At 47.8% G+C, this 24,196-nt stretch carries 21 protein-coding genes and 3 pseudogenes; 8 read left to right on the top strand and 16 right to left on the bottom strand.

Annotated elements, in window-relative coordinates; genetic code table 11:
- Window positions 1-2 precede the first annotated feature (2 nt).
- From NXS08_RS03175 to NXS08_RS03150, 6 genes and pseudogenes are all read right to left on the bottom strand, one after another.
- The gene (locus NXS08_RS03175; protein ID WP_259137165.1) at window positions 3-1,898 is read right to left on the bottom strand and encodes a hypothetical protein; all 1,896 of its coding nucleotides are present in this window, start codon (window positions 1,896-1,898) and stop codon (window positions 3-5) included.
- 26 nt (window positions 1,899-1,924) lie between these two features.
- On the bottom strand, window positions 1,925-2,275 hold the full coding sequence (locus NXS08_RS03170; protein ID WP_259137163.1) for a lactococcin 972 family bacteriocin: 351 nt from the start codon (window positions 2,273-2,275) through the stop codon (window positions 1,925-1,927).
- A gap of 86 nt (window positions 2,276-2,361) precedes the next feature.
- Window positions 2,362-3,220, bottom strand: a pseudogene (locus NXS08_RS03165) (N-acetylmuramoyl-L-alanine amidase).
- 61 nt (window positions 3,221-3,281) lie between these two features.
- Window positions 3,282-3,779, bottom strand: a complete 498-nt coding sequence (locus tag NXS08_RS03160) for a holin family protein (protein ID WP_259137160.1) — start codon at window positions 3,777-3,779, stop codon at window positions 3,282-3,284.
- Complete coding sequence (locus tag NXS08_RS03155) at window positions 3,772-4,035, bottom strand: hypothetical protein (RefSeq protein ID WP_259137158.1); 264 nt, start codon at window positions 4,033-4,035, stop codon at window positions 3,772-3,774. Before NXS08_RS03155 ends, NXS08_RS03160 begins: the two co-directional genes overlap by 8 nt.
- Window positions 4,013-4,465, bottom strand: a complete 453-nt coding sequence (locus tag NXS08_RS03150; protein WP_259137156.1) for a hypothetical protein — start codon at window positions 4,463-4,465, stop codon at window positions 4,013-4,015. The genes NXS08_RS03155 and NXS08_RS03150 overlap by 23 nt, the downstream gene beginning before the upstream one ends.
- Window positions 4,466-4,587: 122 nt before the next feature.
- Between NXS08_RS03150 and NXS08_RS03145 the strand changes: the two genes are divergently transcribed.
- Window positions 4,588-4,758: a hypothetical protein gene (locus NXS08_RS03145; protein ID WP_259137154.1), complete on the top strand. Its 171-nt coding sequence runs from the start codon at window positions 4,588-4,590 to the stop codon at window positions 4,756-4,758.
- 12 nt (window positions 4,759-4,770) lie between these two features.
- On the opposite strand, the gene NXS08_RS03140 is transcribed toward NXS08_RS03145, so the two are convergent.
- The 7 genes and pseudogenes from NXS08_RS03140 to NXS08_RS03100 form a co-directional block, all read right to left on the bottom strand.
- Window positions 4,771-5,364 (bottom strand): hypothetical protein, encoded by a 594-nt coding sequence (locus NXS08_RS03140; RefSeq protein WP_259137152.1) that lies wholly within the window; start codon window positions 5,362-5,364, stop codon window positions 4,771-4,773.
- Window positions 5,365-5,431: 67 nt separating this feature from the next.
- Window positions 5,432-5,809: pseudogene (locus NXS08_RS07405) on the bottom strand (phage portal protein); the annotation flags it as partial.
- 70 nt (window positions 5,810-5,879) lie between these two features.
- Window positions 5,880-6,125, bottom strand: coding sequence for a hypothetical protein (locus NXS08_RS03125; protein ID WP_259137150.1), 246 nt, complete (start codon window positions 6,123-6,125; stop codon window positions 5,880-5,882).
- Between the two features lie 361 nt (window positions 6,126-6,486).
- Window positions 6,487-6,991 (bottom strand): annotated as a pseudogene (locus NXS08_RS07340) (terminase TerL endonuclease subunit); the annotation flags it as partial.
- Between the two features lie 48 nt (window positions 6,992-7,039).
- Window positions 7,040-7,375: a hypothetical protein gene (locus NXS08_RS03110; protein WP_259137144.1), complete on the bottom strand. Its 336-nt coding sequence runs from the start codon at window positions 7,373-7,375 to the stop codon at window positions 7,040-7,042.
- Between the two features lie 418 nt (window positions 7,376-7,793).
- The gene (locus NXS08_RS03105; protein WP_259137142.1) at window positions 7,794-7,994 is read right to left on the bottom strand and encodes a helix-turn-helix transcriptional regulator; all 201 of its coding nucleotides are present in this window, start codon (window positions 7,992-7,994) and stop codon (window positions 7,794-7,796) included.
- A gap of 4 nt (window positions 7,995-7,998) precedes the next feature.
- Window positions 7,999-8,463 carry a hypothetical protein gene (locus tag NXS08_RS03100; protein WP_259137140.1) on the bottom strand — a complete coding sequence of 155 codons (465 nt, stop codon included), beginning with the start codon at window positions 8,461-8,463 and terminating at the stop codon, window positions 7,999-8,001.
- A 291-nt stretch (window positions 8,464-8,754) separates the two neighbouring features.
- Here NXS08_RS03100 and NXS08_RS03095 point away from each other — a divergent pair, with 291 nt between their 5' ends.
- On the top strand, window positions 8,755-9,783 hold the full coding sequence (locus NXS08_RS03095; RefSeq protein WP_259137137.1) for a S66 peptidase family protein: 1,029 nt from the start codon (window positions 8,755-8,757) through the stop codon (window positions 9,781-9,783).
- A gap of 88 nt (window positions 9,784-9,871) precedes the next feature.
- Here the strand turns inward: NXS08_RS03095 and NXS08_RS03090 are convergent, their stop codons facing one another.
- Window positions 9,872-11,047 carry an MFS transporter gene (locus NXS08_RS03090; RefSeq protein ID WP_259137135.1) on the bottom strand — a complete coding sequence of 392 codons (1,176 nt, stop codon included), beginning with the start codon at window positions 11,045-11,047 and terminating at the stop codon, window positions 9,872-9,874.
- A gap of 6 nt (window positions 11,048-11,053) precedes the next feature.
- Here NXS08_RS03090 and NXS08_RS03085 point away from each other — a divergent pair, with 6 nt between their 5' ends.
- Entirely contained in the window at window positions 11,054-11,710 is a 657-nt protein-coding gene (locus NXS08_RS03085; RefSeq protein ID WP_259137133.1) for a TetR/AcrR family transcriptional regulator, read from the top strand.
- Between the two features lie 93 nt (window positions 11,711-11,803).
- On the opposite strand, the gene NXS08_RS03080 is transcribed toward NXS08_RS03085, so the two are convergent.
- Window positions 11,804-12,700, bottom strand: a complete 897-nt coding sequence (locus NXS08_RS03080) for a hypothetical protein (protein WP_259137130.1) — start codon at window positions 12,698-12,700, stop codon at window positions 11,804-11,806.
- A 590-nt stretch (window positions 12,701-13,290) separates the two neighbouring features.
- Here NXS08_RS03080 and NXS08_RS03075 point away from each other — a divergent pair.
- From NXS08_RS03075 to NXS08_RS03065, 3 genes are read left to right on the top strand one after another with little or no spacing between them, the layout of a single operon-like run.
- The gene (locus NXS08_RS03075) at window positions 13,291-19,695 is read left to right on the top strand and encodes a ZmpA/ZmpB/ZmpC family metallo-endopeptidase (protein ID WP_259137128.1); all 6,405 of its coding nucleotides are present in this window, start codon (window positions 13,291-13,293) and stop codon (window positions 19,693-19,695) included.
- Window positions 19,696-19,730: 35 nt separating this feature from the next.
- Window positions 19,731-20,924, top strand: a complete 1,194-nt coding sequence (locus NXS08_RS03070; RefSeq protein WP_259137124.1) for a hypothetical protein — start codon at window positions 19,731-19,733, stop codon at window positions 20,922-20,924.
- A complete protein-coding gene (locus NXS08_RS03065) occupies window positions 20,914-21,201 on the top strand; it encodes a hypothetical protein (protein ID WP_259137122.1) in 288 nt (95 codons plus the stop codon). The genes NXS08_RS03070 and NXS08_RS03065 overlap by 11 nt, the downstream gene beginning before the upstream one ends.
- Here NXS08_RS03065 and pcp read toward each other — a convergent pair.
- Complete coding sequence (gene pcp, locus NXS08_RS03060) at window positions 21,179-21,784, bottom strand: pyroglutamyl-peptidase I (RefSeq protein ID WP_259137119.1); 606 nt, start codon at window positions 21,782-21,784, stop codon at window positions 21,179-21,181. The two genes, NXS08_RS03065 and pcp, sit on opposite strands and share 23 nt — an antisense overlap.
- 127 nt (window positions 21,785-21,911) lie before the next feature.
- On the opposite strand from pcp, the gene tdh reads away from it, so the two are divergent.
- Window positions 21,912-22,940 (top strand): L-threonine 3-dehydrogenase, encoded by a 1,029-nt coding sequence (gene tdh, locus NXS08_RS03055; RefSeq protein WP_259137116.1) that lies wholly within the window; start codon window positions 21,912-21,914, stop codon window positions 22,938-22,940.
- Window positions 22,941-24,158 carry a glycine C-acetyltransferase gene (locus NXS08_RS03050; RefSeq protein ID WP_259137113.1) on the top strand — a complete coding sequence of 406 codons (1,218 nt, stop codon included), beginning with the start codon at window positions 22,941-22,943 and terminating at the stop codon, window positions 24,156-24,158.
- Window positions 24,159-24,196 lie beyond the last annotated feature (38 nt).

Here is a 24,196-nt window from a genome sequence, read left to right as displayed (position 1 = left end):
TATTAGTCCACCTTTCTAATGGCTAAGGAAAGCATGGTTTTACGTACAGTTCGTCGATAAATGAAAAAAGAAACAAGTATGAAAACTATTCCTGCTGCTATAAGAAATGCTGGTTGGTTGATGCTTAAGGTAGCAGAAATTACGAGCGATAAGGTGAGTGCGAGTATTAAGCCAAGGGTGTCAGTTGCCAGAGGAACGCGGAATAGTGCCGCCCACCTGGTTCCGTTGAGATAAAGGGGAAACTTTGCGCGCCCTCGTCTATTTATGTATACGAGGGCGGAAATGAAAGTTGACGTTAAGAACGAAACAATTAACGTACCCAACGCAAAAACTGATACTTGGTAGGCTAAGCGTTGATCGGAAGCATAAACCGAGTTCTTATCGCGAATATTATCAAAGGTCAGGTTCAACCCAATCTGCGAAGTAGACTTTAAAAGATCATCTGAATCAGCAAAAATTACCGCGCCGGTAGTAGCGTGACTCATCAACCGATCTGAGTTATGTACCCTGCTTACCTGTGGCACCACAATAATAACGGGGTTTTGGGCGACCTGGAACAGCCCGCTTCCGCGCACACCGATAACCGCTTGTGATTCTTCTGGCAGGAAAACACGCAAATCCCCTGTAGCTAATCCGAGGGAAGATAGCGTTTGTGCAGAAAGAGACGACGCGGGTACTTCACGTAAATCAGCGGTTTGATCAGCATAGAAAAGGTTGAAGGCTTCTTCGTTATACATCACCACTGAATCAACGCCGATTCCGCTAATAGCGTTAGATTCTTCGGGATAGAGCTTCGCGTAGAAAATTTTATGCTCATTTTCTAACCGGGTAACGAGTTTAGCAAAATCTTCTACATGAGCGTTCCAATCCCGGTTCTCGTCTACAATACCTCCAAAGTTCGCAGTATATAGGTCAGAGTACTCACTAGCTTTTTGCGCAGCAACATAGTTTGACTGAGCAACCTGCGCAGCATAAAAAGTAAGCGGAACAGTTGCGAACACTAGTAATAACACAGCCATACGCAGTAGGAAGCTAACAATACTGAACGACACGGGCAGTGGTTTACGCTGCGCGAACTCACTAATTTTCACTTTAGACAATACAGCAACGACAAGGCTGAATACCGTAATCAGTATAGCAATAATGATGAGAATCTTACCTGCTGTGATAATCACCGGTAAAATGCGGTCACTAAAGAACGACATGATTATCGCTGTGCTTATACTACTCAATGCGCAAGCTGTGAAAAGCGGAAAGATAAGATCCCGTAAATCACCCGCAATAATCTGGTGGTTGCTATAACCGTTAAGCATCCGCACTACTTGAGAGCGTCGTTTGGAAATAAACCAGCCGATAATAATGATTGAAGTAAGTAGTGCAGTGACCAGTACTACTGCTATCACTCCTTGGTATGCCAAAGGAAGTAACAGTAATTCTATACTTGAGTACTGTTCCCAAGTATGGACGGCACCATGAGTGGTCAACCACTGTTTAAAGCCCGCAATATTTTCTGCAGTTCCTTTCAGAGCGTATACGCCTGAAGGGGGAATATCTTTAGCATTCGCGGAGGGAAGGAGGACTCCAGTTTTACTGGGATTCACCCAAGTAATAGAGCTCTTCTCAGTTGGTTGCGGAGTTCCTCTGGCAATAATTTTTACTGTTTTTATACCTGTGGTGCCAGAGAGCTGGAAGATTTCCACCTGCTGCCGTGACGAGACCTCTTGGAGGTACTCGTCAACGGCAGCAGGTGGAATATCAGAAAGCTGGAAGTTAATGAAACCAACGTCTGAAGTATTCAGGGGTAGTACACTCTCTTCCTGAATGGCTTGCAAAAAACCAATACAAGTAGCTAAGACTCCCAGTACTACACCGCAGAAAACTACCAAACGTCGCATCATCGTATCACTTCCTCATCCATACTCGTTTAACGAGTAGCTGTTTGCGATGAAGTTCCAGCTTTAAATGTCACGGAAGAACCAGGAGTGCGCCACAGCCAAGTTGACGCAGTTTTACCCGCTCCCCCTTCGGCGCGTTCAAATTTTCCAGAACTCGTCCCAATGGTTGTCCAGTGCCATCGTGATCCGTGGTAGTAGGATGAGGTCGCATTACCAGTTACGTAATTTGTGCCGTAGTACCAGTCGCCACCGAACAAATCTTCAGCGAAAGCAGCCCCAGCGCTCATCCCAAGTAACATTCCCACAGACGCAGCAACTCCGATTGCCTTCTTTGAAAGCTTTATGATTATCTCCTTCGACTCCAATGTGTAAAGCCTCAATGCTCTACACATTTTCAATATACCGAACCGACAGAGAGCATGCAATAGAAAATGTCAAGTCACTACTGCGTTTAGTAAACAACGACTTATCTGCTGAGTTTGGCGTTGACGCGTGCCTGGACTTGGTCGTAGAGGTTGCCCTGGCGGCGTCGGTGCTCCTCCCCGTTGCCGTATTCATCCTAGGATGACCGCGTCGGCTAGGGCATCAATGTTTGGAGCAGGAGGCGCGGGCTTCTTCGCTGGTGTTGGCGCGGCTCCGAGGAGCTGGTTAACCCGGGTTTGCACCATGTCGTAGTTATACCCAGCAGAGGTCAGGCGAGCATGTCGTTCTTCGCCATTACCCCACGCGCCGCCTATGACCTCACGAGCCAGGTCATCAATGCTCTTACCCGCAGGCTTGGGAGCCGGAGCCGGTGCAGGAGAAGGCGTTGGTGTGCCGTTCATGTGGTCATACCAGTACTGGGCGCGTGCCATGTAAGCACCATGCTGGGCACCCGCGATCTCACCTGGGAAGTTGGTTGCGGTGAAATGCTGTTGGCCAAACACGTTCACACCCCACTTTGGGCGTCCTAGCTTGTAGTGGTGGCATAGTGCGCCAACCAAGTGAGCTCCGTTATCCAACGTGGCCTCGCTGATTGTCCAGGGGTGGCCGATGTGGTTGTTGGCGTGCTCAATGCCGATGCTGGTGAGGTTTGCTTGCCAGTTGCCTGCGTGCCAGGCGGTGTCCGCGTCCCACACGAGCTGGCCGATGGTGCCATTTCCTTCTACTTGGTAGTGGGCGGAAGCTTCTCGGGTCTGCCACACGTCATAGCAGCCCCGGGTGGTGAGGTTTGCGCAGTTGTGGTGAACAATAATCTTGGTGATGCGGTTGCCATCACGGTCTGGGGTGTAGTGCTTGTTCATGATTAGGTTGATATCAGCCTCGAGACGATTCCAATTCTTCACAACAAATCTCCTTCAGTAATAAGCAAGTTGGTTTCGGGGTATAGGAAAGCCGCCACTGTATTTAGTGGCGGCGTTGATACGGAGGCGTAACCCGACTCCCAGATGAGGGTGGGCTCCTAGCCTGAGAAGAGGGCGGGTTCTGGGGTATGGGTGGTGAGCCGGTGGTAAGGGTTTTGAGTACCTCACGCACCTGGGGTGGGACAGGCAGGCCAAGGCGGGCAGCGTTTTCGATCAGGCTGATGCCCTCATTGGAGATGTAGAAGAAAATCACGGCCATCCGCAAAGCATCCGACCCGTGGAGCAGATAGGCGTCGAGGAGGTAGGCTAGGCCGACAAGAGTCAAGATGAGAATTTTCTTCGCAATCCCCTTAAACCCCACCGCGCTCGATAACTGCCTGGTGGCAATAGCAGCCAGAACTCCAGAGATGTAGTCGGCGATGGTGAAGGCGATCAGGGTGAGGAGGAAGCCATCAGCTTGCCCGAAAAACCACCCCACCACACCCCCAGCCAGGGCGGTTGCGCCTTTGAAAGCGTGAGAGTAAATGTGTAGGTCATGCATGGGCATCCTCCAAGAAAGAAACACCACCACCCATACCTGGGTGGGCAAGGGGCGTATCAGGCTCCATGTCAGCAGCCGTGTCGGGTTGCGTATCGTCTGCCGTGTCACCACCCGTGTCAATGATGGAAGCATACGTGTGTGGCGTGAGGGTGAGGGTTTGGCTGAGCTGGTCTGGCACTAGTGCCTCATTGATGGTGTCGGGGGCGGGTTTACTGGCGCGGAATGTTTTCTTGTCAGGCTTGATGAGCCGATCCACCATCTTCACCTCCCACAGCAGTGTTTTCCAAGGTGGTGAGCAGCGCGTCGTAGGCAACCGCCTCAACACCAGTGAAAACAGCGTCAGTGTTTTCGAGTGCTTGACGCACCAGATCGTGGTGTCCTTCGTAGGCCTCAGTTTCAATCAGCGCACGCTCAGCCAGGAGGGTTGCGTGTTCGGCGCAGAAGGCATTCACGTTTTCTGGGCTAGCGAAAGTGAAGGTGCCATCCGCTTCGATGATGGGCTCACCTGTGTTGGTGGTGGCGTGTTCTGCCACGAGAGCGTACTCCGCCTCCTGTAAGGCGGTGAGGTGCGTGGCGAGTTGGGTGATGAACCTGGTTCTCGCGCGTGAGAAAGCGCCTGAGAGGGGCAGGTTGTCAAGGAGGGTGATGGCGGGTTGGATGTAGCGATTTTCAATTATGAAAGGCACGACGGGTTTCTCCTAACGTGTGGTTATGCGAAGGCGGTGCTCATGGATTGCAGGCCGGTGTTGGGGTAAAAGTTCCATGAGATGTTGCCTCCGCCTTTGTCGGTGATGGAGGTAATCCATCCGTGGTTGAGCAGACTGATGAGGGTGTTCATCCGGCTCATGAGGTCTTTGACTCGGCTGACGAGGTAGGTCATGTTGTAGAAGTAGTTTCGGGTGACGAACATGAGGTCTTCGGTTTGGAAAATGAGTTTGGCTTTACCGTTGAGGCTCGCCCACCCCGGATACGTTCCTAAACCAGTGAGCGATCAGTCTGCTAGGTAGATGTCTCGCCTGCCGCTGGTGTAGAAGTTGTAGGCGTGGGTGTAGAGGGCAGCTCCCAGGTGGATGCCTGGCTCGCTGGGGTTGAACTTGCCTTTGGGGTCGAGGGTGAACATGGTGGTGTAGGTGCCTGAGGCTCCTGAGCGGTATGACCAGGTGACGTAGTCGCCTTGACCGTTGAGCTGCATGGCAATCCCACGCACATTGTTATCGCCTTCTTTAAAGCCTTGCCCCATTACTCCGATGAAGCGGCTGCCGTAGTAGAACTCCATCCCTACAGAAGAAATCTGTCCTTCCAACGTGGAACCTGAATACCAGGAGAGTGAATACGGGCTGACACGAATACTGTCACTCCACCCGCTTAACCCCACTTTAATGGCGTTAGCCGCCAGCTTATCAGCCGTAATAGAACCAGCCCCAATACGCGCAGCACTCAACACACCAGTAGTAATCTTTGCAGCGTCAAGGGAGGCGATTTTCGCGTTAGTAATCGTTGCGTCAATAATGGTTGCCCCGTGGATCGCTGCCTTGTCAATCTGAGTGCTACCGGTAATGTGAATGCGTTTCCCGCTAATCAACACGGTTTTAGGAGAGACGTTAATCAGGGAGAATGCGATTGGGTATCAGCGGGTGCAACCCCAGCACTTAGCCTCGGCCGTTACGCACCACCAGCGCATACGCATTACCCCACAAAAGAAGATGCGTCATCAAGGTCTCACGGAACACAAACGACGTCATCTCCGGGTTTGGGCTCATCATGAAGCAACCGGTACAACGGGTGATCAACAGCCTTAACCGTTGAACCAGCAGACTCCGACCGATACGCGCGCAACGGAAGCCCCGCAACAGCCTCCGCAAGGATACGCACACACCCATAAACCGCCTTCATCTGTATCTCAGCCCGCTCATTCACACTCCTACCCGACGAGGTAGAACCAAAAAGAACGAATACCCAGACGACAGAGGTGAAACCTGTATACTGAGGTTTTGTGTGAAACCATGACGTAACCATGAAAACAAACCCATTAAGGCTCCCTGAAAAGTATTTGTGCCCCCTCTCACTTTGAGAGGGGGCATAAATACTGTTGTGATTAGATCAGATTGGTTCAGGAGTGTTGACTACATTTACAGGAATTAGCGCAGCGCCCAGAGCTAGTGCTGCGGCAATGCGGTGCCTGCCACCTGTTCCGAAATCAGCAACCTTCAAAGTTCCATCAGAATCAACGAAGAGTCGCACTTCGATATCCCACACTTCGTTGCGACCTGAAGTTGGATTGACACCTGACTTGTCCTGCATAGACTCTTGAATCCGATTCCAAGTTGCAAATCTCTCTAGAGTCACATTTGGTTCGACATACTTAGGATGTTTATCCGAGAAGAATCCGTCGAAAAATCGCTTCTCAACAACAAACTTGGAGAGATCTAACCATACGGGATAGTCCTCATATAAGTCTGGGCGTTGGAACATCTGCAGACCCGTGTAATCAGGATTGGAAACTCTAGATTTCTAAAGAATCATAGAAACTCCGCACTGTTTTATAAGTGCTCGCGTCAACTTGCAGCGACTCAACCCATGCTTTAAATTCGTCAAAACAATGTAAGGACTCCTCCGACTTGTCAAGCCTAATAAATCCCTGCGAAATCAATGTCTGTGGTACAGTCATTTCAATTCCTTAAATGTGATGTGTGACTTATTAGATACTTTAGAGCAAAAGTAACCCACGTTGGTCATAAACAGAGCCAAAGTATTTCTCAATTCCGCATCGGATGGCTCGGTCGAGTGCCATGATGGTGGCAACCACGCCGTCGATTTTCTCGATGGATTTTGGTTTGTCGGGTTTGATGTTGCCTGCGGGGTCTTTCCGGATGCGAATGTTATCCACCATCCAGGCGAGTACCGGGTGGCCACCGTGCGCCAGCTTGCCTTCTAGGGCGAGTTTCATGAACTCTTTAGACGGTGGGCTTATGTCTTTGAAGCCTTGTCCAAAAGGCACGACGGTGGAAGCCGAGTTCTTCAAGGTTTTGGCTCATCTGAACTGCTCCCCACCTGTCGTAGGGTACGTGGTCACGGTTCACGCGGGCTTCGATGTTGTCTTCGGGGATCCAAAACCGCGGGACGACCACATACTTATCCACCTCATCTTGGGGCGGGAATATGAGCACGAACGCGGTGATGTCAGTTGCGCTGGCGAGGTCGAGCCTGCCGTAGAGTGCTCACATTCAGTTTGGGTGAGTTTATTCGAGGTATAGTGGCACTTACTGCCCGTTGATTTGTAATGGCATACCTTCGGGGTCTTTGAGACGTAGTGAGCGACCGAAGTCCTCCAGAACGATTTCGCCCGCGTCGAAGCCTGCATCGCTCAGACGCGTTTGGATAGCTTCTAAGGGTTCTTCGGCTTCTAAAGACAGCTCAACATCATGAGTTGGAAGAGTTTCGGCGTAGCGAGAGTGGACTGCTACGTAACCTCCCGATCCGTGCATTTCTGACCAGCCATCGGAAGCAGTTTCTTCATTCAGGGATAGTCCAAGAGTGGTGTAGAAATGACGCATTTGTGCGGTATCAGCGCTGTAGCGGATGGCAAGAATTTTCATTTTAGTTTCCTTATCTGATAGTTATTTTTAGATTTAAATTGTATCAGGAGTGAATATATCCCCGGCTTTATTCTCAGGTTTTTACGAGTGACACAATGTATTTCTAGTGTCCGTGTTTTCCTTGTTGCAGCTTCTGCAGGGGGTGAGCTGTAGGAGATAACGTGGTGAGGGAATCTTTTTCATGCTTTTGAAAAAGAAACGTGTTCAACCGCCATAAATGGCAGTTCAGGAGCGAGTTATCCATTTTGTCACCTGGTTATTGATGTAATGATTCCAAAATTGAGAAGGCAGGGGAGGGTCAGCCCACAATACATTTTAAGTTCGGCAGATTTCGTTGATTACTTGGGGGTTGCCTTTCTAATGCCGTCTTGGTGGTTAGCAGTTGGCAACGTGGGGTTAGTATTACGAGGGCGCCTGCTTAAGGTTGGTTTTCTGGGAAGAAGATTTCTTCGATCGGCCGATCAAAAGTGCGTGCAATCTCAAACGCTAATGGTAAGGACGGGTCGAAGCGTTCTTTTTCGATAGAAATGATTGTCTGGCGTGAAACGCCTAGTAGTTTACCCAGGTCTTCTTGTGATAAACCGCGTTCTTTACGCAGTGTAGCTAGGGAATTTTTCATGGTCTTACTTTCTACGTGCTTCGATTTGGTAGGAAAATGCGAAAGCTGCTAGATGGAGTAAAAGAACTACTAAAAGCGTGTTAGAGATAGTCTGGTAGTTTGCCAGGACGCTGACTGTCAGTCCGATGGAAATGAGGATGACATTTGTGGTGAAAGCGTTTAATGCAGCAGTTTTTGCCCAAGCCTGTTCAACAGATTCTTCCGGGTTGCGTACCGCGCCAGGCAGTGTTGAACGATCGACGAGCAGCGCCCATGCTCCTGCTACAGCTATTGGAGTTAGCATGATCAGGTAAATTAGTATGCTTTGCCACCAGATGTCATAACGTGGCATTAGATAGGTGGCTAAAGCTGAAAGTATAGTTGCGCTAAATAGTCCAGCGGGTAGGGCAATTGTGATGGCGGCTTTGCGTGGTTTCTTGCCGAACTTGACTTGCCCCCAAGGGGTTGAGGTGTTCTTAAGGTTCTTCATGGTGTTACTTTCTGTTCTAGTAGGAGTAGTGGAATGCACATCCGGATGTAAATAAAACTTTACGTCAAGTTAGCTTTACTGTCAAGTGACCTTGACAGAGGGTGGGGCAGAAACCAGACCCCCTCGAAAAGATCGCGAAACGCCTGTAGTATTTTGAAAAAGAAAAGAAATGGATGAAATCAACATACATAATCTGGAAACCCGGTTATAAATTGCGCCGCTTAATTATGATCGTGATGAAAGTTAGAATGCCAAGACGCGGCAAATGAATCTAAAGAGAAGAGTTTTAAGATGCGCGTGAAAAAAGTGGGGATTGTTAGTTTATCCAGTGGTGTATTAGGCGAAGACTTTATCAAACACGAACTGGAAATTGGATTGGAAAGACTAAAACAATACGGCATTGAAGTCGAATTTTTACCACATGCACTTAAAGGGATCGAATTCCTAAAGGACCATCCTGAATGTAGAGCACAGGATCTATTAGCAGCTCTTAAGGATGATTCTATTGACATGATACTGTGCGCTATCGGTGGCGATGACACCTACAGATTATTACCCCATTTATTTGGAAAAGATGAGCTGAAAAAAGCAGCGAAACAAAAAATCTTTTTAGGTTTTTCTGATACAACGATCAACCATTTTATGCTAAATAAAGTTGGCATCAAAACCTTTTACGGGCAAGCCTTTTTGCCCGATATCTGTGAGCTTTCCAAAGAAATGCTACCTTATTCCAAACAGTACTTTGAAGAGCTAATCTTCACCGGAAAAGTAAAAGAAATACGACCTAGTGATCTTTGGTATGACGAAAGGGAAGATTTCAGCGTAAACTCTATCGGCAGAGAAATGGAAAGCCACCTCAATCAAGGTTTTGAACTCTTAAAAGGAAAGCCAGTGTTTCAAGGTGAAATTTTAGGTGGCTGTTTGGAATCCATTTACCAGATTTTCGATAATACTCGATATGCTGACAGCGTATCATTGTGCCAGCAGTACGCTCTTTTCCCGCAGCTAGCAGACTGGAAAGATAAGATTCTTCTCATAGAAACAAGCGAGGAAAAACCATCTCCAGAGTTGTATAGAAAAATGATAAGCGCTCTAAAGAACTATGGAATCTTTGATGTGATCACCGGAGCGATAGTAGGAAAACCTCAAAATGAAAAATACTACGATGAATACAAGGAAATTCTTCTAACGGAACTAGCTGATAAGGAAATCTCCCTTGTCTATAACGTGAATATTGGTCACGCAACCCCCAGATGTATCATTCCTTTCGGAATCGAAGCAGAAGTAGATACTCAAAAACAAACGATTACCTTCGCATAATACAAGGTGTCCAAGCAGTTAAACGCCTGGACACCTTGAATATAAAGGCATTAACTTAAAACTTAGCTGCTACCGCAACGCTTTAGTCTTATTTGCGTAAAGCCGGGTGGACAAAAGCGAAAACCGTAACTAATGCGATAAAGATGATGGCAAGAACAAATGGGGCAGTGGCAGACCAACCATACAGGGCAGTCGATCCAAAAGGTGCAATCGCATAGGCAATCCCATTATTAGCGTTGATAACCCCCGCAACAGCTCCCTGTTCGTCCTCGTCCATATCTAAAGTAGGCCCCGTGTTGTAACCGGGAATTGCCAGCCCCATCCCCAACCCCAGTAAAACGCAAGCCAAAGTGAGTAGTAAATAAGAATCAACCGGCCACAAACACGCCACAGCCACCAGCATCAAAGAAAATCCCACTCGTAAAAGCCTAGCCGCACTCCATTTAGTTTTGGGAGCAATCACCGCTTGGGTGATAATCATAGTAACACCCATGATAGTCAAATACAGTGCAGAAATTCCTGCTGTGCTGGTAGCAGAAAGTTGGAAACGGTCTTGCACAGTAAACCCAAAAATAGTGGAAATAGAGGCAAAAACTAAGAACAAAACTAAGCCACTAAAAAGCCACGGAGCCACCCGAGAATCAGTAAAACGAATGTGTTTGGGTTCTGCAAACAGGCGAGCTTGCCCCTGCGGCTTGAGTTTTAAACCTAAGATAACTATCCCAGTGAGCATAATCAGTGGCATTACCATTAGCGGGAGAAACAATCCACCGAGGGCGGCGAGTAACCCACCGATAATCCCCCCAACAATCGACGCTAGCCCCTGCGCAGCCCCGATCAGGCCCAACGCTTTTACTCGCCCATTTTCACCCCAGGTGTGAGTTACTAAGTGAGCCTGTGCAGTGGGGGCAATCGCAGAAATACCGGCGCCATACAGTAAGCCGCGTGTAGCCAGCACACCTAAGACAAGTCCAGTTCCTGCTAGTTGTCGGCTCATCCCCAGGTAAGAAATCACTGCAAATGAAGTCAGGGCGATAGTGGCGATTAACAAACCGGTTGTAAGTATCTTTTTCACGCCTTGGCGTTGGGAAGCCCGCCCCCAATAGGTACTTAAACTAGCGAGCACTACAGCTGCTAAAGAAATCGTGGCACCAATATGCCACTCTTTAAGCCCCATTTCCCGAGAAAGCGGAGCAATGATGGGATTAAGGAGCATTTGCCCCATATAGGCTAAGAAAACGATACCAAAGAACTCATAGTACAAAAAGCTGTGAAACTGAGCGCCAGCCAAGGGATCAGCGGGTGGTCAATCCGCGATATAGCCAGCGAACTCGACGTAGTTCCCTCAGTCATTTACCACTACTACGCAAATAAAGAAGCTCTTTGCGATGCAGTTGTAGATCAGGTATTCACCGAAATTACCGTCCCAGACCAGTCATTAGCATGGAAAGACTGGTTCACTCAGATGGCTCATAACCTACGACCTGTTTTACTTACCTACCACGGGATAACCGACCGTCTCGCTCGCGGAAAGTTCACCGAAACATTCCTACCCACCCTTGACGCCGCCTACAATAAACTACTGGAAGCAGGTTTTGGCGATAAAGCCCCGCTGGCATACACGATAATCTCAACTGCAATAATCCAAGCTATTGCAGCGCGTAACCTCCGCTCAATAAATCAAAGAGAAGATCCACACGATTTAAAAAATATGCTCGCCAGGTTACAACCAATGATGAGTAAATCTGTTGGGCTAAGTCAGATTATCGGAGCCTATCTGAAACCGCTTGCCAATCCTGAACTTGAAGAAACTATGTCGGCGCAATACTTCGACCTGATGGTTGCCACTATTTTGGATGGTGTTGAACATGTGCTTTTACCACAGGCACAACCAGGAAATCCTGGTAAAAAGCCTAGCCTAGGTTGATAGGTTGATAGGTTGATAGGTTGAACCCCGTGCATAACTGAGTTTTGGGTATAAAAAAATAGGTGAGGTAAAACCTCACCTATTTTTTAATGATTAGTTTTTGCGAGAAAGACGCAGAGCGCCAAATCCGCCTAATCCCATCACAGTAGCAACTAATGCCAAAGTTCCGGCAACACCGGTCTTTGGTAGCTGTCCTGGCTTAGGAGCAGCAGCCTTTGGAGCTGGTGCACCTGCCTTTGGAGCAGGGTTAGGAGTAACTGCCGGGGGAGTATTTGGGTTTGGAACTGGAGCTGGAACATTTGGCTTCGGAGGCACTGGCACGCTTGGGTTAGCTGGCTTGTGAACCATGATGCCGTTGCTTGCTGCAGTGTTTTCTGCAACAACTTCTTTATCTGCGTATGCTGCAAAGTCAGGAAGTGGAATCACTACGTGCTTAACGTCAGCGATATTTTCCACTGCGTAGTTACCAAATGCGATTGGGGTAATGGTTGCAGCGAATGCAGGATCGCCTGGGCAGTTAATTGCTACGTACACAGCAGAAGCGTTGTTGTATCCGTACTGCTGAGTTAGTAGGCAGCCCTTTTGGGTTAGCAAGTCAGCGTGCTGCCCAATGAACTGGAATGAGGAAAGCTGAGTGCGAGCCTTTTCCTTAACGAGTTTAAAATAAGGCATTTCAACTTGGAGCGCCTGATTTGCCGCTGGCTTAGCTTCTTCGGCAGCTGGCTTAGCATCTTCTTTTGCTTCTGCTGGTGCGTCTGCCTGTGCCACTGGAGCTGCTTCAGCTTTTTCTTCTGCCTTAGCTTCTTCAGCAGCTGGCTTAGCTTCTTCGGCAGCTGGCTTAGCTTCTGGCTGCGGAGCAGCTTCAGTAGCTACTGATGCAGGGGCTACTTCGGAAGCTGCTTCTTCCGCAATTGCTGGAACGCTTAGGCTCAGTACTCCAACCAGGGTGATTGTCCCGAGGGCGGAGAGCTTTAACTTAAAGTTCTTCACACTTGTCTCCTTAATTAATGGGTTTATGACTATTAAATTCTATCGAAGTTTATAGCTTTATTTTCTAGCGTCAGATAGTTAGAAAAATGTAGTAAATACTTATGTTTTGGCGCTAAAAATGCAATAGTAAGTTTAGCTGAGCGTCGGATATTTTGAAATACAGGCTACCGTATTTGAAGTGCCTTTTTATGTTAGCGGGGAAGTTCCTATACGATTTGCCCCAACCTATTGTTTTTATGTTTAAAAACCTGATAAACCGCAAAAAGCCTATATGGTAGGCGCGATGAGGTAGAAATTTTTCCTGCTGGCGCAGTAAAAATCTGTCATTTTTGGTGTGAGAATTTTCCTAATAACCTTTAAGAAATTTAAAGATTTCCCTGGAAACTAGCGGTTTTTCAACCATATAAACGTTCTTAAAAAATACCTTCACAAGCCCTAAAAGATTTACGAAAAGCAAAAATAGGGAAGTTGCTAAACAAACCCACTTACGTGACTAAATTCATTGCGATTACAGGGCTTTCTTTCATTAAAATTAAGATGACTTTAATTTAATAATGTGATCCCTTTTATCCCATCTTTAAGGATTCTCAATGCATTCCCAGAAGAACACCAATTCTGCGTTTACTTCAGTGGTAGCTACCGGCGCAATGAGCGTACTGCTCACCACTTCACTCACCCCCGTAGCATACGGGCAAATTCCTGATGGAAAGTTCTATAAAGACGGACTGCTTTGCAGCGTAGATCCAGTAGCTAATGCAAAAAAGCCAACCAAAGAACAAATCGAAGCCGCTGAACGTGCTGTCCGTGAATACTACGCAAGGCAAACAGAAGCTGAAACTAAAGCAAAACAGTTAGCTGATGAGAAAGAGGCCGTTGAAACTACTACCCAAACTGCACAGCAACAACTAAAAGTTGCTACCGAAACGGAGAGAAAAACTCGCGAAAATACACAAATAGAGTTACAGGCCCGTAAAGAAGAAAATCAAACCGCTCACCAAAACGCCGCGCAAGCAGTGGAAAAACAAACCGTTACCGTAGCCGATGTTATCGCCCTTTTAGAAAAACACTCAGCAGCTGAGAAAACAGCTAAACAAAACCGCGCTGACGCAGAAAAAGCCCTTGCCGACGCAGAAAAACAACGCGACCAAGCCCTCACCGACGCTGACCGCATGAATAATGGGGCAGAGGAACAGACTCCCAGCGCAGCAGAACTGGCCGAAAGAATCACTGCTTTAGAATCAACGATTAGTAATTTATCCACACAAATCGAAGCTGACACACAACTTTTAGCTGAACTAGAAACACAGAAAAACGCTTTAGTCCAAGAACTGACTCAAGCAAAAGAAAACCTGGCAACCAGGGAACAAGCCAAAACCGACGCAGAAAACTCGTTAGCAACTGCGACGCAAACCCTCCAACAAGCCGAAGATGCAGTTGCCCAACAAACTCGCGTACTGGAAACAGTTCTAGCCGAGGAAGGCGAAAACTCAGAACGCTACCGCAATTTAGAAGCTCTGTTAAACCAAGCAATCGCGGACAAAGAAACCGCACAGCAAACATACGACCAGCTAAATGGACGCATTAAAGAACTAGAACAAGAAATTAAAGCTGCGCAACAAAAAATCGAAGAACTAACTGCGCAAGCTACCACCCAAACTGCTGAACTTAATGACCTTGACACGAAAATAACTGAACTAACAAACCGGATTACAAAAAATACTGAAGAACTAGCCAAAAATAAAACCGAACTTTCTGAGAAAGAAAAAGAACGACAACTAGTTGAATCAGAGATTGCAACACAGGAAAGACTTCCCGAAGCGGGTACTTTACCACTAGCAGAAGTACTTTCCCCCGCATTTTTCAGTGAGGGTTTATCCCTCTACCGCTCTGTAAATGGAGTCAGTGAAAGAGTTATTGAATTAGAAGACATACCAGCTTCCTTAGGCGGATATTCTCTTCGCAAAACCCTCCCAGATGGGCGCGTTGTTTCACTTAAAGTTGCTTCCATTACCCGGGCAGACGATAGTTCCTTTACAGTAACCGCCATTTTGCCTGACACTCTCAGTGGAGGCAATCCAATTACCGTGAGCGTAGGTAAAACTGTAGTACCCGCGAATAATGTTTACACCAGTTTTAAGAGCCTAGTTGAAGCAATTAAAGCCAACCCCGCAGCCTCTTACACCCTGGGGGCAGACGTATATGCGGATGAATTAGCTTCATCTTCTGACACAGTTTATGTAATCGGAGAGTTCACAGGAACTTTCAACGGAGCCAACCATTCCATTATCGGGCTAACAAAACCTCTTTTCGAAACATTAGGTACAAATGCGCAAGTTCAGGATTTGAAGCTGACAAAAACGGCGATAGACAGTAGCAGTACTGACGTGGGCGCGTTAGCCATGCGGGTAAACGGGCCAGCCACGATTACTAATGTGGCAGTAGATGGCTCAATCCGCGGAGCACAAAACATTGGAGGCATTGTAGCTAACGCCACTCAACTGAACTTAACTAAAAGCACCTTCATCGGCGAAATTAGTTCCACCTATACCGGTGCCCAATCAAACGTGGGTGGCTTAGTTGGACGTATGGGTGGTGGCACCATCACCGAATCTGCCGTAGAAGTAAAGATCACGAATACAAATAGCCACGGTTCTAACAATAACCGAATCGGCGGTTTAGTGGGACAACTAAACCAAGGCGCCCGAATCATCAGAGCCTACGCCGGAGGTACCATCTCAAACCCTAATGGAAAAGGACAAGTTGGTGGCTTAGTTGGTTCCACCTACCATGGGGGAAGAGTAAATACCGCGATATCAGCGATGAGCGTTCTGGGCGGCCGGCAAATCCACGGCGACGCGGGCTGGCACCATACCTTCACTAACCTATACCAGATTTTTTGGGAAACCAGCGGAGACTCTGAGGGACAGCCATTCGTCCTCGAAACCCTCTATCCTTCCAATCTGCCAGAAAAATTTATAGAACTGGGAATACCTGCTGCGCCGCGTCAGTCACGTGAGAATAATAATCAGCAAGCAGACAATAAATACTTAAATATCGAGGGCGCTCGGGAAACTCATTTAACCGCATACCGAAACTATGCGAAACTTCTTCCCTATGCTTCCCCAGAAGAAATCGTCAAAGCAGCTAATCGCCTTGAAAGCAGTGACGCGCTCTTAGGTGAGCTTGTATCAGTAACCCCAACTGTAGATGGAGTTATGGTTGTTGATGCTTTAGCTAACCCGGCAGCAATTAACGGTTTAATCTTGCATTACAAGGATGGCACGGTTGAAAAACGTGCGCTTACCCCTGTAAATCTCACCCTCCCCGAGGGGATTAGCGAGGGAACAGTAGCGCATACAACTACCGCGTATATCACCCCTGAGGGCGTGCGCTACATGCCCGCGCAACTTATTCGCATGAGCGACTCACAGGTAGAAAGCATAGCTACCGAACTAAAGGCAGTAGAGTTTGACGCAGTAGACGTCACTCAGCTGCATAATCAGGACCAGTTAAATAATGAGATTAACCGCCGGTATCAAGATGAGGTAAATAAAGCACAGCAAAATAACCGCCCCGCTAAATCAAAAGAAGAAATTGCCAATGAAGTTTACGCTGACTACCGCGGACGCCTTTACCTGCGAAAAACTTTCAACACCCAAAAAGACCAGCTAACTGAAACGATTCATAAACTGGTCGCCGCAGAAGGAATCCTCCCCGGAGATACCACGCGGATTAAAGAGATTGAAACCAAAATACTAGAAAACAAGCAAGCCATCTTACTTGGCTTAGCTTATGTAAATAAGTGGTACGACATTAATTTCCATAAGGTAAGCCTTAAAGACCTATTTGTCTTCCGACGCAGCTTCTATGGTGATACCACCAGCCCGATCGATACTTTAATTCAGTTAGGCTCCAGCTTCCAGCGCCTCAACCCAGTAGAGAACCTAAAGACCTATGCGGCGTTAATCGCACCTGGAACCGGTCATGCCGATCTGATTGATGCTTTAGACGATGCTAGGAAAAAATTCACTACCGCTGGGACCTATGACGACTGGTTTAAAGCCACCACAAAAGCTCATATTGTAGAAACGCGTTCTTTAGAACGCCCTGACGTGGACGTGCGCGCTTCAGAACGGTTTAAACTTCAGAAATTTAAGAACGGTTTGCTGCCGATCCTAACCGTAAGTGAAGACACCGTATTCGTCATGGTTGATATGACCAGCATGTCACTAAGCTCTTTTGAACGGTACTACAACAAAGACACAGAAACCCCTGCAGAAATTGCCACAATCATTGCGCAAACCAAAGAAAAAATCGACAAATACTCTAAGGTTTACCGCGATTACTATGACATGTGGTATCGGATTTTGCCTAATAACGTGAGAGAACGACTAATCCGTGACGTCCCCGTATGGGGTGGGTATAAGGTGAAAGGCCCAGGCTGGTCTGCCCGCTATGGAGAAAAAGCTTTTAACTCAGTTGAAGAATTCTTTGGCCCAATGGGACGCTACTATGAGCACGACTATAGCTACGGTTATTCTAACCGTTACGCGTCCTTCATGGTTTTAGCTGATATGCTTTCAGATCACGGAGTACTTACCTACACTCACGAAATGGTGCACAACCTAGACGGAATTGTCTTTTTAGGTGGGGAAAAAGCACGCGTAGGTAACCAGCCAGAAATGTACCCTTGGTCGTTACTACAAAACGTTGAAAACCTTGGGTCTGAAATGTTTGGTTTCAACCAGGCAAACGATTTTTCTAACCAAACGGGACCATACTTGCACAATCGGACGCCCGATAGATTCCAAACGCTTACTGACTTCGACCAGTATTTCAAGGGATACTTTGACGCTATCTACCTGCTGGATAACTTAGAAGCAGAAGCCATGCTCCAACAAACTCCCGAAGCACTAGCGAAAATGCTGATGCGGATTGAGAACGTTGACGAAACTGGGCGTAGCCGAAACTGGATGCGCGAACTCACTGCCGCAGATATTGCGAATATGGGCTTAACCAGCATTTCAGATTTCATTGAACAATCCTTAATGATGCGCCGTGGGCGGGGGCCAGCTCGCGGCCCTGAAGGAGTAAACGGATACCCAACTGTACATATTCTCAACCCCATTTACGGCACTGCAGAATCATCCGTGGGGATTACAGGAGAAACCGCTTGGCGTCGCAATGCAATGGAACTTTTAGCTGCTAAAGGATACTTAAGAGGTTTCGTACCATACACATCCAACCAGTATCTGGAGGAAGCTAAAGCAGCGAACCAACCAACCTTGCCAGATACTTTCTTGATGGGGAAGATTTTCCAATCTGAAGGTTTCACATCTTTAGCGCAGTATCGTAAGCACGCCTACGAACAAAACCGGATACGCGCTCGCGCACAAATGAAAGCAGTGACCGTAACTTTCGAAAATGAAACGCGCACCTACAACTCTTACGAAGAACTAATGGCACAGTACAAGCTGCTTTTAGAAGATGACATTAGACATAACCGGCAGGGCAACAAGAACCGCTCACGCGCCTACGCTTTCAAAGTAGCTGCTTTCAGTTCTTTCATGAGCTCCACCGACGAGTTTAAGCGTTCCATTTTCAAAGACGGTGATGCTAGCCTACAGCCTTACCAGGTTTTAGATAAGCCATATGCCCCTCCATTACCAACCCCAGAGGTGTTGGACAACCCCCTCTTGGATATTACGGTTCCAGGCTCTGATCAGAACCTTGGCACAAAGTTCAAAGACAAAGAATTGTTAAACCGTCTCTATCAACAAAAAGCACTGTTAGATGCAACTATAGCTAGACTAACGGAGACAACCGGGCAACTAAACGAAAGTCTTGAAGCTGACGCGCAAGCACAGGAAACCGCGCAGGCAGACCGCGTCGCTAAAGCCTTAGCATTAGAAACTACCCAAGCTCAGTTAGCTGACGCACAGGCTGAACTGGCCCGGCTTGAAGCCCTCCGCACTCAGCTAGTATCCGAACGGACAGCTCTTGGACCGCGCTTAACTGAACTTGATGAGACTATTGCACAGCGTCAAGCTGACCTGGAAGTTCTTAAACAACGCGTCGCAGCTCAGCGTACCCTACTGGGACAGCGTAAACTAGCATTAATTGAAGCAAAATACGCGCGTAATAAAGCGGAGGAAAAGGCAGCAGCTAGGCAAAAAGATTACGACACCGCCCTCGCTAATGTGGAAAAACTCAATACGGCTTTAGCCGCTTTACTACGCCAAATCACTGGCACAACTCAAGCGCGCACCCAACGCACTGAAACTAAAACCGCCAGCGCAGCAGAAGTTAATCGCCTAAAACAGTTAGCAGAGCTAACCAAAGCAGTTGAAACAGCCCAAGCGACGCTCACCCGCGCCCAAGCCAATGCTTTACAAACCTCTTTGCAACTGACCCAAACTAACCAAGCGTCCCTAACTGCACAGGCAAAGTTAGTTGAACTTCAGGCGGTGGCCCAGCAGTTAGCTACCCGTAAACAGCAGCTAGAGAACGAAACTGTGGATAGTCTATTAGCTGATAACGCGCCCGCCCAACCCTACGCGCGTTTAACCGAACTCTTGACACAGCTAACGGCTCAGATAAAGGCACTACCTGGCTTACAAGAAGTATTCTTCAAAGCTGAACAGGCATTGAAAATTGCTGCAGAACAGTTTAATCAAGCGCAAACTGGTTTAGCACTTGCAAAAGAAACCCACGCTGAAGCGGTAGCCTCCTTACAAAAAATGCGGGAGGAAATCGCGGCAGCTGAAGCTAGAATACACTGCGTCCTACCCAACCCACTGTCAGTGGTTGAGAAGCCTGCCGCAATAGTGGAAGAAGAAAGCTCAGCTAAGCCAGGTTTAACAAAAACTGAAATGCAGCCGAAATTAACCCTAGCCAATACTGGTCTTTCAACTGTTACGGGAGTAGCCGGAGTTTTCGCAGCCCTGGGCGGAGCCGGATTAATCGCCGGAACAAGACGGCGGAAAAAACAGTAGGAAACGGGCTCTAAAACAGGAATATACTGAAGTTTATGGAAAAAGCGTTAAAAGACTTATTAACCAATCCACAAAGCTGGGAATATACTCCCGACTGGGGATCGCCATTAAGGTTAGAATCTTTTCAGCCAATCGCAAAGGAAAACGACTATGCGCATAGTTTTCAAGTGAAATTTGCCTTTGCTGAAGAAGACCTAACTGCTAAGCTACATATTCTCCCAAGAGAAGAAAACAGTGTAACGGATCTGGCGCACCTGGAAGTAAATGGAGAACTACTTCCATGGAAAGACCCGTACTCTTTCACAATTGGTTCACCCGCGGCAGAACTAGCCCAGTGGGTGGCTTGGATTTTCCACATTGATGGAGAAAGCCGTAGACAACGCAAACAAATGGATTTTGAAAAAACTCAAAAGTGGGCAGATGACTCTATCGAAGGAATGCTCACCAGAGTTGAACTGGGAATCAGCAACTACGGGAGACTCTCAACCAACTCAAATAATTTTGCAAACTCCATAGAGTTTGCAGCGTGGTTTAAGAAAGTGAACCCTAACCCACAGGCAACTATTTTAGTTTCTGAGTTGAAAGACCTCGCAGGCTATTGTGCGCAGGAGGAAAACTCCCGCAGATACCTGGTCTCTACAGGAGAAACCGTATCAGAAGCAGAAGTATTCTATTCGATTGCTTGGGCCACCCCGCAGACAGATAACGCGCAGGGAATGAGCGCAGTATCCCAAGGCTGGGTATTAAGTTCTTCCATAACAATTCTTTTTGAGGGTGCTGCTATCCAAGGACACCAATGTTTGGATGTACTGCCTCAAACACACCTGAAACCATTTTTAGCTTCCGATCCAAAAACAGCACTCACTCCCGCTGAAACAGCTGATAAAACCACAAAAAACGCCACCGGGCCAGCCCCAAAATGGTATGTGATTAGTTTCGCGCAGCTACCTGAATACGCAATCCTATGCCCGGCAAACGAAGCCTGCATTGACTTAGAATGGGACCGCGACGGCGCTACCATTGCTATCACGGTTACAGATGAAACAAAAGTTGTGGTAGAAAATATGGCTGATTTGAAACACCGGCGCAACTGGAGTCGCTGGTACAGTGCGGACGCGAACCTAACCGAAGCTGAACTGGCAGCAGGAATTGCTAAAGCTGAAACAGCTTTCTATTCCCTTATGAAAGCTGAAGATCAAGTATTGGAAAAAGAAAAAGATGACCAGTGAACTAAAACTCCAAGCAGCGCCACCCGAAACAGAAACTGATATGTTTGGTGGTAGAACACCGCACTGTGATTGGGGAGAAGAAATCTGTCTAGAGACCCCCACCCACGTAGTGGTTTTTAACATGGCTGAAGGAAATGCTGAAGCCGCTCAACTCTGTGGCCGCCACTACGCGCTAACTTTAGCTAAACATGTAGAAGTCCACACCTACCTATGTGAAAGAACAATCCGCGAACACTTCGCAGCAGTTGGCCCCCTCAGTAACCCCCTAAAACTCTAAGCGCAGTTTCTAAAGCAGCAGCAGTAGTTTCCTTCGGTAAAGAAGCCACTCCCGGTTGGGTGACCACCTGCTGAGGCAAATAAGGAACGTGAATAAAACCCGCTTTTAAATGCGGATACTTCGTGGCAGCTAAATGCAAGACATAAAACATAGAGGCATTACAAACGAAAGTTCCAGCAGAAAAAGAAGCCTGCGCGGGAATCCCCGTTTCACAAATCGCCTCCACGATCTGCTGAGTGGGTAAAGAAGCAAAATAGGCTGTTGGCGCTGCGGGAATTACCGGCTGTTCTTGCGGTGCATAACCGTCATTATCAGTCATCCGCGCATTAGCTAAATTAATCGCCACTCGTTCAATTTGGAGGGCACTTACCCCGCCGTGCTGTCCAACTAAAACCACGTAATCAAAATGCGCGCCTTCTAAAATAGTTTCCAGTTTTGCGAGCGCCCTCGTGAAAGAAGTTGGTAACTGCTCTTTGATCAGCTTTAACTTCCCAACCTGGTGGGGTAGTAACTGCACCGCCTCCCAAGCCGGGTTGATTGTTTCTTCTCCAAAAGGATCGAAACCAGTGATTAAAACTCGCATGCGTCCCTCCCAGCACTCTAAACCCGCTTATAATGATTAAGTATTAAGCAGTTTACGCTTCAGTCGCTTTTTTCGCTGATTCTAAGTAGTTTCAGGGAAAACTAAAGTAACTACCTAAGGATACAAAATGAAAGCACTGGTTAAAACCCAACCCGGGGTGGGGCTTGAACTTGTCGAAGTGCCCGACCCAGTTTTAGGACCTAATGAAGTTTTAGTGAAAGTATCTCGCACCGGGATTTGTGGAACTGACGTGCACATCCAAAAATGGGACAGGTGGGCACAAAACACGGTTAAAACTCCCCGAGTAATCGGACACGAATTTGCCGGCACTATTGTTGCTTTAGGGGAACTGGTAACCGGATTAGAAGTGGGGCAGTTCGTCTCAGGTGAAGGGCACTACGTGTGTGGGCGTTGCCGTGCTTGCTTGGCGGGGCGCAGAGAAGTCTGTGCTAATACCCAAGGAATCGGCTACCACATTGACGGTGCAATGAGTGAATACTTCGCTATGCCCGCTGGGAACGTGTGGGTACACCCGCAAGATATTGACCCTGATGTGGCGGCCATTTTTGATCCTTTTGGAAATGCCGTACACACAGCCCTGCAATTTCCCTGCCTAGCAGAAGACGTGCTGGTAACTGGCGCTGGTCCGATTGGCATCATGGCAGCTTTAGTGGCTCAGTTCCAAGGAGCTCGGAATGTGGTGCTAACTGACCTTTCTGATGAGCGGTTAGCCTTAGCACGGCGCTTGGGAATCCACCAAACCGTGAATGTGAGCGAACGCCCCTTAAAAGATGTTTACCTGCCCTTAGGACTAAAAGAAGGCTTTGACGTGGGCTTGGAAATGTCAGGGTCGCCGCATGCAGTGCGTTCAATGATTGATCACATGGTGCACGGAGGAAGAATCGCTCTATTGGGGACCCCGGTAGAGGATGTTTCGATTGATTTGGCGAAAATTATCTTCAATATGCTCACTTTACAAGGGGTGACGGGGCGCCGCATTTTTGAGACTTGGTATGCGGCTTCTGCCTTGGTAGCTTCCGGGCTAGATATTTCTGGAGTGATTACGCACCGTTACCATTACACTGATTTTGAGACCGCTTTCGCTGTAGCTGGGGATGGTAACTCCGGTAAAGTTGTGTTGAATTGGGAGGACTAAATGAAACATTACACTGCTTTTCAAACTCACCTGTCTGGGGAAATCACTGATCTGAAAGAACAGGGGCTCTATAAGGGGGAAGCAGCTTTAACTACCGCGCAGGCAGCGAATATTGGGGTTGAGGACGGACGTGAAGTGCTTAACCTGTGTGCAAATAACTATTTGGGGTTAGCTGATAGTGCTGAACTTATTGACGCTGCGAAAACTGCGTTGGATAACTGGGGTTTTGGGATGGCTTCGGTGCGTTTCATCTGCGGAACCCAAACTCAGCACCGTGATTTAGAAAAAGCCCTCACTGACTTTTTACACCCCGGCGAGGACGGTTGGGATACGATTCTTTACTCGTCTTGTTATGACGCAAACGGGGGACTATTTGAAACCCTATTAAATGCTGAGGATGCGATTATTTCCGACGAGTTAAACCATGCTTCTATCATTGACGGGATTCGCCTGTGTAAAGCAAAGCGTTTCCGTTACCGCAACCGTGACTTGGCTGATTTGGAAGCCCAACTGCAAGCTGCCGATGAACAAGGAGCCCGTTTTAAGCTGATTGCCACCGACGGGGTTTTCTCAATGGACGGCTATTTGGCTCCACTTCCAGAAATAGTGGAGTTGGCAGATAAATATAATGCGCTTTTGATGGTAGATGATTCCCATGCTGTGGGGTTTGTGGGGGAAACTGGAGCGGGAACCCCAGAACATTTCGGGGTAAGTTCCCGTGTAGATATTATTACCGGTACTTTAGGTAAAGCCCTGGGCGGTGCTTCGGGGGGATACACTTGTGCGCGTAAAGAAATTGTGGAACTGCTTCGGCAGCGTTCCCGCCCATACCTATTTTCAAATTCCCTGGCCCCGGCGATTGTGGGAGCTACTCTAAAGGTGTTAGAGATGCTACGTAACTCTGGGGAGCTATTAGAAAAGCTCCGGGAAAATACCGCCTATTTTCGCAGCCAAATGGCTGCGCACGGGTTTGAAATTCCGCCCTCGACTCACCCGATTGCTCCAGTGATGATTGGGGATGCGGTAAAGGCTGCGCGTATGGCTGATGAAGTATTAGCCAGAGGCGTTTATGTGCGGGCTTTTTCTTATCCGGTGGTTCCAAAAGGCAAGGCGCGGATCCGCACTCAAATCAGTGCGAAACTTACCCGCGCGGATTTGGATCGGGCGATTCAAGCCTTTATTGAAGCAAGAGATGCTGTAGAAAAAACGGATAACTAATGTTTGTGACCGCCGTAAAGGCGGTCACAAACATTTTA

This window comes from Gleimia sp. 6138-11-ORH1, assembly GCF_024814355.1.
Classification (GTDB): domain Bacteria; phylum Actinomycetota; class Actinomycetes; order Actinomycetales; family Actinomycetaceae; genus Gleimia.
The sequence above is the reverse complement of the archived record's forward strand: the minus strand, read 5'-3'. Positions and strand labels throughout refer to the sequence as shown.

Coding starts and splice junctions, on each gene's coding strand:
- NXS08_RS03095 (WP_259137137.1), top strand. CDS start 8,755: ATGCGCGTGAAAAAAGTGGGGATTGTTAGTTTATCCAGTGGTGTATTA.
- NXS08_RS03160 (WP_259137160.1), bottom strand. CDS start 3,779: ATGCATGACCTACACATTTACTCTCACGCTTTCAAAGGCGCAACCGCC.
- NXS08_RS03110 (WP_259137144.1), bottom strand. CDS start 7,375: ATGAAAATTCTTGCCATCCGCTACAGCGCTGATACCGCACAAATGCGT.
- NXS08_RS03065 (WP_259137122.1), top strand. CDS start 20,914: ATGACCAGTGAACTAAAACTCCAAGCAGCGCCACCCGAAACAGAAACT.
- NXS08_RS03105 (WP_259137142.1), bottom strand. CDS start 7,994: ATGAAAAATTCCCTAGCTACACTGCGTAAAGAACGCGGTTTATCACAA.
- NXS08_RS03100 (WP_259137140.1), bottom strand. CDS start 8,463: ATGAAGAACCTTAAGAACACCTCAACCCCTTGGGGGCAAGTCAAGTTC.
- NXS08_RS03075 (WP_259137128.1), top strand. CDS start 13,291: ATGCATTCCCAGAAGAACACCAATTCTGCGTTTACTTCAGTGGTAGCT.
- NXS08_RS03175 (WP_259137165.1), bottom strand. CDS start 1,898: ATGATGCGACGTTTGGTAGTTTTCTGCGGTGTAGTACTGGGAGTCTTA.
- pcp (WP_259137119.1), bottom strand. CDS start 21,784: ATGCGAGTTTTAATCACTGGTTTCGATCCTTTTGGAGAAGAAACAATC.
- NXS08_RS03050 (WP_259137113.1), top strand. CDS start 22,941: ATGAAACATTACACTGCTTTTCAAACTCACCTGTCTGGGGAAATCACT.
- tdh (WP_259137116.1), top strand. CDS start 21,912: ATGAAAGCACTGGTTAAAACCCAACCCGGGGTGGGGCTTGAACTTGTC.
- NXS08_RS03070 (WP_259137124.1), top strand. CDS start 19,731: ATGGAAAAAGCGTTAAAAGACTTATTAACCAATCCACAAAGCTGGGAA.